We start from the raw sequence: 8,408 nt of genomic DNA, 5'->3' as shown, positions 1-8,408 counted from the left end.
CTTTTTGCGGAGCTGGCTTTATCTGTGGAACGGCCGAACCTTGAGGCAAGGGCGTTTCGATATCTTCTTTGGCTGCTACGGCATTTTGCGACACGGGTGTGATCCTTAAAGTTTGATCCCAAAAATACCCAAGCCGCGTCTACACAGATGCGGCTTGGGTTGTTTCAAATCAGCCTTCGGGGATGAAGCTTGCGACAGCATCCTCAAAAGTGATCAAGGCACCGTTGTTTGCGGATGCAAACTCTTCGGCTTCGCCTTTACGCAGGAAGGTTGTGAAATCTTCGCCTGACTGAACCCAGAAGGCCGTCTTGCCAAACAATTTCAGCCCAGTGTCGACGTCATAGACATAGGTAGAATTCACCTTGGACGCTTCGGCCTGAATGCCCGCCATCGCAGTCAAGAAGCTAGGCGCATCTTCAAAGGTCAAAATACCTTCGCGGGCATGCCAAATTTCGAGCGGAAGACCTTCGTTGGCCATTTCAGGGTCCACCAACATGGCTTGCTCTGCGGCGTAATCCACGCCCAGATCTTCATAGGCTGCTTTGACGTAATCTTCAGTGATCCAAGCATCAAAATCCAAGGATGGGATGGCTTTTTCGTTCACCAAGACACCGTGGTTGAATTCAAGCGCCTCGACCCAAGCCGTTTTGATCGTCGGATCAAGCGTCAGGTGACCACCTTGAGAGAAGTAGAGATACAGAACTTCTTTCTCGACCCCGGTCCAGCCTTCCATCATCGTCACAGCACGCATTGGATCTTCGCGGATCCATTCGCCAGCTTCATAGACCGCCTTAACAAACGCCGTCACGACTTCTGGATATTCTTTCGCGAAGTCTTCACGCACCACGACACCGTGCAGATAAGGCACGCCCGTTTCAGAACCATCATAGATTTTGCGACCTGTGTCGCGGAATTCCATGATCTCTGACCAAGGGCAGAAGTCAGAATGCGCGTCGATCTTGCCGGCCGCAATGTTTGCAGCGCCAACGGCAGGGCTTTGGTTCTTCAACACATACTCACTTGTGGGGATGCCATTGTCCTGCATCGCCTTGAGCAACATGCCCCAAGCCGCAGAGCCAACAGGCGTAGATACTTCTTTGCCAGCCAGTTCTGTGATGGAATGGATATCGCTTTCAACAGGAACAACAATCGCGTTGCCCGAACCCTTCAGATTATAACCTGTGCCAGCGACATAGAGTGTACGCAGACTGTCGGTCTCTTGGAACTTTGCTCCGTTAACGATCAAAGGGTAGTCGCCCATCACGCCAAAGTTCAACTTGTTGGCCAGCATCTGGTTGGTGATTGGACCACCCGAGCTGTAATCGGCCCAGCTGATATCGTATTCAGCATCGGCATAAGCGCCATCTGTCGGCAAATGCTTTTCAAGCAAACCCAACTCTTTGATCACAATGCCAGCCGTATAAGTATCGGTACACATCGACTGGTGTCCCACAGCGATCGGGATCGTTTCAGCCGAAACGCTCGCCCCAAGCGACGTGAGGCCAGCTGCCAAAAGAGGTAGGCCGAGTTTAGTCATCATTGTCATAGTCGTCTCCATCTGTCGGTTTTTTGGTTTTGTTATTGCACCGAGTATCCCGACATCGGATGGCTCAAGTCTACGAAAGCGATGTCCAAAACAGGCTTTGTGAACGGAAATTCTGCATGTGCGAAAAATTTACGCGGCTTTGCGGCGTAAGTGCCAAAAAACACCCGCTCAAAGTAAAAAAATCGGACCAATGCCCGATTCTTAATCTAGTTTTTATTATTATATTTCAATGATTTAGATCGAATCTCTTGAGCGCAGAAATGGTCACCAAGGAACCCTTGGTGACCTTCAACATCCAGCGATTTTTAGCTCTGTCAGGCGGCGCCTTGGGCGATTTTATCGAGCGCCCAGCGTACATTTTTGCGAACATCAGGGTCGGCGTCATCGTGGTAGTCTTGCAGAAATACGACACTGCCTGGATCGGCCAATTCACCCAAAACTGCTGCACATTCTTTGCGCAGATTTGGAATGTCCAACGTCATCATCGGGCCAATTTTTGGCGCCGCTGCCTTCAGGCCAAGTTTGCCCAGTGATCGGACGGCCTTTAGACGCACCTGCCAGTATTCGTCGTCCAATGCAGAGATCAATTCATCTTGAACAGCGGCCGATCCGGCCTTTGCGAGGGTCTCAGCACCCGCTTCACGCACTTGCCAGTTGTCATCCCCTAGCGCTTTGATCAACGCCGCTTCCGCATGGGGACCAGAGGTAAATCCAAAGGTCGCAACCGCTGTGCGCCGAACATGGGCATCCGCATCACGGGCCGCTGACATCATGGCAGGTAACGCCGTTTCGTCCTGCAACCAGCCAATGACCTGAACCGCCGCTGCGCGCACTGCGGGCGAGCTATCCTGCGACGCTTTTATCGCGGGGGCCAACGCGTCAGGGCGGCGCAGTTCTTTGAGCCCACCCAGCGCTGCAATCTTCACAAATTCATCCGTTGATTCAATGCAGGGGAGCAAAGGCGCCCCCGCCTCTGGGTCTTTGAGTTCCGTCAGACTGGTCGCTGCAGCCTTGCGTACATCTTCGTCGACATCTGTTAATGCGATCACCAAAGCAGCCGATGTTTCAGGACCATCGAAATCGGTCAAAACAGTCGCCGCGCGCAAGCGAACGCCTGCGTCTTCGTCGGTAATTGCGCTTGCGATATAAGGGATTGCTGCCGGATCGGCACTGTCCGCCAATTCCATTACAGCCATGATCCGTGCACCAGCAGAGGGATCGTTCAGATCCTCTGCCAGTTCCTCGATATCGCTAAAGTCATCAAATATTGCAGCCATGTCAGATCACCGTAGCAAGAAGGGCAAATTCACTGTCACAGCCCCTGTTGGACAATCCGTCTCACAGGGCATGCAGTACCAGCATTCATCGTATTTCATATAAGCTGTCTTGGTTCCGTCATCCTGAACGGCAATGCGCAGCACATCCAAAGGACAGACATCGACGCAGACAGTGCACCCTTTGTCCGCGATGCAAAGTGCATCGTCGACGACAACGGGAACAGCGGTAGAAGTTTGTGCGAGAGGCATAGTATTCGTCCTTATTCTGCGGCCACGGTGTCGGAAGTGACACGCTGATTGGCGTAGGCAACTTTGTCTTTTTCATCGAGCGGAACGATGTAATCCTCAACAGCCCTCTTGGTGCTGGACGGCTTGCCATCCTCGCCTTTGGTCATGATCGTATGGCAGAACCAATCTTCGTTGTTTTGTTCATACTCGACGCGGTTGTGGTACAAACCCCAACGGCTTTCCGTGCGATAAAGCGAGGCAGACGCCGCCATATCCGCGCAATCCATCACAGATGATGCTTCCAACGCACGCATCAATTCGTGGCTGTCTTTAACAACCATCTCGGTTTCCATAGCATGGCGCACTTCTTCAAAACGCGCCTGAGCGGTCAACATTTTGGCCGTCACTTTTGGCGGCTGAAGATAGTCGTTCACAAGACGACGCGTTTTATATTCGATCTGGTTTGGCGGGATACCATCGTCGCGCTTTGTTGGTGCCAAGACGCGCTCACGCTCTTTTTCAACTTCGCCCATATCGAATTCGGCGAAATCAACGTCCTTAATGAAATCAACGGCTTCGGTTCCAGCAATCGCGCCATTCGTGAAGGCACCCAGCATGTAGTTATGAGGGACATTGGCCATATCGCCAGCCGCATAAAGACCCTTCAACGTGGTCTCCGCGTTCTTGTCCACGAACACACCAGAGGCAGAGTGACCAGAGCAGAACCCTATCTCGGAGATATGCATCTCGATCATTTGCTTGCGATAATCAGTACCGCGTCCTTCGTGAAAATGCCCGCGTGTCGGGCGTTCAACAATATGCAAAACGCGCTCGATTTCAGACACGGTTTCTTCGGCGAGGTGGTTCAGCTTCAGATAAACTGGGCCCTTACCGCCCTGCAATTCATCGTAGAATTCTTGCATCATTTGACCTGACCAGTAATCGCATTCGATAAACCGATCGCCTTGCGCATTGGCTGTATATCCGCCCAATGGGCCCGCCACATAGGCACAGGCCGGACCGTTGTAGTCCTTAATCAGGGGGTTAATCTGGTAGCACTCAAGGTTCGCAAGGCCCGCACCGGCGTGATACGCCATGGAATAGCCTTCGCCTGAATTCGTCGGGTTTTCATATGTGCCGTAAAGATAGCCGGAGGTGGGCAATCCCAAACGACCCGCAGCGCCCAAGCACATGATCACGGCCTTGGCGCGGATTACTAGGAATTCAGCGGTGCGCGTGTTGACACAAATGGCGCCAGCAACGCGGCCCTCACCCGTGAGCAAACGCGTTGCCATGAAACGGTTGGAAATATTGATCCGCGCCTTGCGCAACTGACGATACAGCGCTTTCTTAACTGTATCTCCGTTTGGCATCGGCAGAACATAGGTGCCGATGTGGTGGACCTTTTTGACGTCATATTCACCGTTCTGGTCTTTTTGAAAGCGGATCCCGAATTGATCCAGCTCTTGGATAATGCCGTAGCACTCTTCGGCGTAACGATAGATCGGCGCTTGATCGACGATGCCATCGTTGGCGATGGTGATCTCTTTTGTATATTGCTCAGGCGTCGCGTAGCCTGGAATGACCGAATTGTTCAGACCGTCCATGCCCATCGAAATCGCGCCAGAGCGTTTCACATGTGCCTTTTCCAGCAACACAACATTGGCGTTTGGATTTTTGCGTTTGGCTTTCAACGCAGCCATAGGGCCAGCAGTGCCTCCCCCAATGACAAGGATGTCGCAGTCGATCTGATCGATGCCGTCGAGGATGTCGTCCATGTGAGAATCTCCAATAGGTTTTGTTCAGCATGCGCCGCGTCGCAGCATGCGAATGTCAGTTAGTTGTCAAAGCGGTCACTCAATTCGCGCAAATAGACGAAAGGATAGATGCCGCGGTTGTGTCCGTCTGAAAAATGGATGTTCACACCATGCGCGCCGATCTGTTCGAGCGCGGTAATTTGAATGTCTGCTGCAACTGCAAAAGCACCGTTGTCAAAACGCGCCCGCACAGAGGCCGCATCACGCGCTTCTTGGCGCAAGGTTTGAGCGGTCAATTCTGACGGCTCTCCCTCCAACCAGTTAATTTTAAGGCGCATTAGATCATCAGTCACTTGTAAAGAATCGAGCATTCGGCCCCCGCTGTGTTGCTTTTCTTGAGGTTGCCGCAGCGCAGAATTTGCCAATAGCAATTAGTTGACGGACAGCAGATTTGGTTTCTGGAAAATGTGTCTCAACAAGCTGGAAAGTGACCGAATGACATATGCTGTGACCGACAATTGTATTGCCTGCAAATACACCGACTGCGTGGACGTTTGCCCCGTTGACTGCTTCTACGAGGGTGAAAACATGCTGGTGATTGATCCCATCGAATGCATCGATTGCGGCGTGTGCGAACCGGAATGCCCTGCAGATGCGATTATCGCAGACACAGCGCCTGACGCCGAAAAATGGGTCGCAATGAACACCAAGTATGCGGCTCTTTGGCCAGTGATCTTAAGCTCGAAAGAGCCTTTGCCTGATGCCGATGACCACGATGGTACACCAAATAAATTTGAAACACTGTTTTCCGAAGCACCCGCCGTACAGGCTTAAAGGATTGAAAGCTGCTATGAATGTTCAAGCTGTAAAAACGCTTCCCGACGCGCAAACCGTAACGTCCGTAAATCATTGGACAGACACGCTGTTTTCTTTTCGGGTTTCGCGCCCCAAATCGCTCAGATTTCGTTCGGGTGAATTTGTAATGATCGGGTTGCTCAAAGATGACGGCAAGCCCTTGTTACGCGCCTATTCCATCGCGTCCCCGTCTTGGGACGAAGAGCTGGAGTTCTATTCAATCAAAGTTCCTAACGGCCCCCTGACATCCCGCCTGCAGAAAATCGAAGAAGGCGACGAAATTATCCTGCGCCCGAAACCGGTCGGCACATTGGTGCTCGATGCCTTGTTACCGGGCAAGCGCCTTTGGATGATCTGCACAGGAACGGGCGTCGCGCCCTTTGCATCCCTGCTGCGCGATCCCGAAACATATGAAGCCTACGATCAGGTGATCCTCGCCCATACATGCCGCACCAAGGCTGAATTGGCCTATGGTGCCGCTTTGGCTAAGGCCTTGCCAGACGATCCATTGATTGGGGAATTGGTCGGTGACAAGCTGCATTATTATCCGACAACAACCCGTGAACCCTCTGCCAATGAGGGTCGTATCAGTGATCACATTCGTTCTGGCGAAGTGTTTGAAAAGCTGGGGCTGCCGCAATGGAACGCAGCTGAAGATCGCATTATGATATGTGGTTCCATGGCGCTCAACAAAGACATCATGTCCCTATGTGAAGCCCAAGGATTGACCGAAGGCGCCAACAGCAATCCGGCCGAATTCGTCGTGGAAAAAGCCTTCGTTGATTAAATGTCGCCGGCTAGATCTTTCAGGAGATCAGTCGTGACAGTGCCAACATGAAGGCGGCTAGGGGACACAAACGTGGGTGTCCCTTTTATGTCCAAAGCCACTGCAATTGTGCGGTGTTCATCAATCAACGCGCTGATTTCCGCGGTTTGCATTCCGGCCACGATCAGCGTTGGGTCCAACTCCAATTCTTCCGCATATCGCTCTAGCTTCGCGAGGCTCAGAGGGCCAAATCGCGCATAGATCACATCATGCAAAGCCGCGTAAGCTTCTGGCCCGTAAACGGCGCGCGCCGCCAGCACAAACCGCACAGCGCGCTCTGAGCCCGGGGACAAAATCGGCAAGTGTTTTTTGACAATTGCAACGTCAGGATTGGCTGCAACAAAGGCCGCCATCGCTGGCATATTCGCTTTGCAAACCGCACAATTGTAATCGAAAAACTCAACGACCACACGCGATGCGGTTGGCGATCCCATCCGCAAATCCAAATCGGTCTCAAACAATGTCGCAACATAGGGCGCAAGCGCCGCGCGCGTTGTGCGCTCTTCCTCGCGCGCCGTCAAAAGCGCCATTGCCTCTAAAATGACCTCAGGGTTCTCCAACAAATAGGCGCGCACTTTTTCGCCAAACGCCTCATCTATCACCGCTGGGTTCGCATTGAGCTGGGACGCCGCAAAAAGCGAAGCTAACGAAAAAATCCGAATGGATCGAAGCAGGCGATTGCCGAAATGCCGAACGCCCCTCATCACCAGCCACATACCGGCCACAAGCGACCTATACGATCCATAGGGAACTTGTTTTGAATCTGAGTGTAAAACACCCGATCGAAGTCGTCGTCTTGCATGAGCTGCGCATAAAGCGCGGCTGGCACATTGCGCGCCTCATAAATCCAACCACTTAAGTACTCGATTTGTAGGGATTTCGATGCGTGCAGATATGCAACTGAAACAATTGAACGGGACTGAACCTCTGTGCGTTCTCTATTCTGATCTGCAGGCATCGTCAGGAAAGCATCTTGGTATGCTGAAATCAACATTCCTAAGAGGTTTGACCTCCGAATAGTGGCCCGCTTTTCAGACATCCAAGAACTTTCCATTTCAAATAGGCGCAAAATTTCCCGCTGAACCAAAGACAATCAGGCTCGCCCCTGTGATGGTGAAAAGCGCACCGCCAACAGAGCAAGCAAACACAGACTGGAAAGGCGGGTTTTTCGCGTAGCGAACAATTTCTTCGCTCCAATCCATGCGTTTGATCAAAAATCTTGCGTATGCACGATGAAAACAAACAGCTGCAATCGCGGTCACCCAACCTAGTAACAAACAACAAATTAAGTCATTTCGACAAAAATCTGCGGTTCGACCCGAAGCAACGTTGACGAAAACGCCCGTCTTGCGGCGCTCCTATCACATCGAGCGAACCTCGCAGTGGTCTTACTGTACTGACCGCGATCACTGTTGACGTTAGGTTTTGTCCAAATTGCTCAATAAACACGTGCCTCGACCCGCCATTCCTATCTAAATAGCCTGCACCACACCGCGCCTTGGGAGGGGCTTGGACTATGCTACTTTCAGTCGGGCTTCCACTTGCCCTCGCTTTCATCATGTTTTCGCTTGGCGTTGGCCTCTCGCCTGCTGATTTCAAACGCGTCGCAGAGCGCCCGCTCGCCTTTCTGATCGGCGCCGTGAACCAAGTCATCTTGCTTCCCATCATCACCTACACCCTGATCCTCGCCTTTGGCATCACGGGTGAAATCGCAGTTGGCATGATGATCCTGTCGGTCTGCCCTGGCGGCGTCACCAGCAACGTGGTCTCCAAACTCGCCCGCGCCGATGTGGCGCTCTCTGTTACGCTCACGGCCGTTATCAGCCTGCTCAGCGCGATTACCGTGCCAATCGTCCTCGCGCTGTCCATGGACGCCTTCATGGGCGCTGATGCGATTGAAATCGATATCACCAAAACCG

10 protein-coding genes are annotated in these 8,408 nt (G+C 52.4%); 3 read left to right on the top strand and 7 right to left on the bottom strand.

The features are described 5' to 3' along the window. Positions 1-169 precede the first annotated feature (169 nt). From ABJQ89_RS04130 to ABJQ89_RS04110, 5 genes are all read right to left on the bottom strand, one after another. Positions 170-1,546, bottom strand: coding sequence for an ABC transporter substrate-binding protein (locus tag ABJQ89_RS04130; protein ID WP_348495002.1), 1,377 nt, complete (start codon positions 1,544-1,546; stop codon positions 170-172). 314 nt (positions 1,547-1,860) lie between these two features. Continuing rightward, the gene (locus ABJQ89_RS04125; RefSeq protein WP_348495001.1) at positions 1,861-2,823 is read right to left on the bottom strand and encodes a HEAT repeat domain-containing protein; all 963 of its coding nucleotides are present in this window, start codon (positions 2,821-2,823) and stop codon (positions 1,861-1,863) included. Between the two features lie 6 nt (positions 2,824-2,829). Next, complete coding sequence (locus tag ABJQ89_RS04120; protein WP_348495000.1) at positions 2,830-3,072, bottom strand: ferredoxin family protein; 243 nt, start codon at positions 3,070-3,072, stop codon at positions 2,830-2,832. Between the two features lie 11 nt (positions 3,073-3,083). Then, the gene (locus ABJQ89_RS04115; RefSeq protein ID WP_348494999.1) at positions 3,084-4,829 is read right to left on the bottom strand and encodes a fumarate reductase/succinate dehydrogenase flavoprotein subunit; all 1,746 of its coding nucleotides are present in this window, start codon (positions 4,827-4,829) and stop codon (positions 3,084-3,086) included. 59 nt (positions 4,830-4,888) lie between these two features. Then, a complete protein-coding gene (locus ABJQ89_RS04110) occupies positions 4,889-5,179 on the bottom strand; it encodes a DUF971 domain-containing protein (protein WP_348494998.1) in 291 nt (96 codons plus the stop codon). 124 nt (positions 5,180-5,303) lie between these two features. Between ABJQ89_RS04110 and fdxA the strand changes: the two genes are divergently transcribed. Continuing rightward, on the top strand, positions 5,304-5,642 hold the full coding sequence (fdxA, locus tag ABJQ89_RS04105) for a ferredoxin FdxA (protein WP_348494997.1): 339 nt from the start codon (positions 5,304-5,306) through the stop codon (positions 5,640-5,642). A gap of 16 nt (positions 5,643-5,658) precedes the next feature. Continuing rightward, on the top strand, positions 5,659-6,450 hold the full coding sequence (locus tag ABJQ89_RS04100) for a ferredoxin--NADP reductase (protein ID WP_348494996.1): 792 nt from the start codon (positions 5,659-5,661) through the stop codon (positions 6,448-6,450). On the opposite strand, the gene ABJQ89_RS04095 is transcribed toward ABJQ89_RS04100, so the two are convergent. Continuing rightward, positions 6,447-7,193: a DsbA family protein gene (locus ABJQ89_RS04095; RefSeq protein ID WP_348494995.1), complete on the bottom strand. Its 747-nt coding sequence runs from the start codon at positions 7,191-7,193 to the stop codon at positions 6,447-6,449. The two genes, ABJQ89_RS04100 and ABJQ89_RS04095, sit on opposite strands and share 4 nt — an antisense overlap. Next, positions 7,193-7,582, bottom strand: a complete 390-nt coding sequence (locus ABJQ89_RS04090) for a KTSC domain-containing protein (protein ID WP_348494994.1) — start codon at positions 7,580-7,582, stop codon at positions 7,193-7,195. The genes ABJQ89_RS04095 and ABJQ89_RS04090 overlap by 1 nt, the downstream gene beginning before the upstream one ends. A gap of 423 nt (positions 7,583-8,005) precedes the next feature. Between ABJQ89_RS04090 and ABJQ89_RS04085 the strand changes: the two genes are divergently transcribed. Beyond that, positions 8,006-8,408: bile acid:sodium symporter (locus tag ABJQ89_RS04085; protein WP_348494993.1), on the top strand; the 403-nt coding region annotated here is incomplete at its 3' end.

Source organism: Planktotalea sp. (assembly GCF_039984035.1).
Taxonomy (GTDB): domain Bacteria; phylum Pseudomonadota; class Alphaproteobacteria; order Rhodobacterales; family Rhodobacteraceae; genus Planktotalea.
This window is presented reverse-complemented; position numbering and strand designations above follow the sequence as displayed.

Bases quoted from the DNA above. Each gene is read 5' to 3' on its own strand.
- ABJQ89_RS04100 (WP_348494996.1), top strand. From the start codon at position 5,659: ATGAATGTTCAAGCTGTAAAAACGCTTCCCGACGCGCAAACCGTAACG.
- ABJQ89_RS04130 (WP_348495002.1), bottom strand. From the start codon at position 1,546: ATGACAATGATGACTAAACTCGGCCTACCTCTTTTGGCAGCTGGCCTC.
- fdxA (WP_348494997.1), top strand. From the start codon at position 5,304: ATGACATATGCTGTGACCGACAATTGTATTGCCTGCAAATACACCGAC.
- ABJQ89_RS04110 (WP_348494998.1), bottom strand. From the start codon at position 5,179: ATGCTCGATTCTTTACAAGTGACTGATGATCTAATGCGCCTTAAAATT.
- ABJQ89_RS04120 (WP_348495000.1), bottom strand. From the start codon at position 3,072: ATGCCTCTCGCACAAACTTCTACCGCTGTTCCCGTTGTCGTCGACGAT.
- ABJQ89_RS04095 (WP_348494995.1), bottom strand. From the start codon at position 7,193: ATGAGGGGCGTTCGGCATTTCGGCAATCGCCTGCTTCGATCCATTCGG.
- ABJQ89_RS04125 (WP_348495001.1), bottom strand. From the start codon at position 2,823: ATGGCTGCAATATTTGATGACTTTAGCGATATCGAGGAACTGGCAGAG.
- ABJQ89_RS04115 (WP_348494999.1), bottom strand. From the start codon at position 4,829: ATGGACGACATCCTCGACGGCATCGATCAGATCGACTGCGACATCCTT.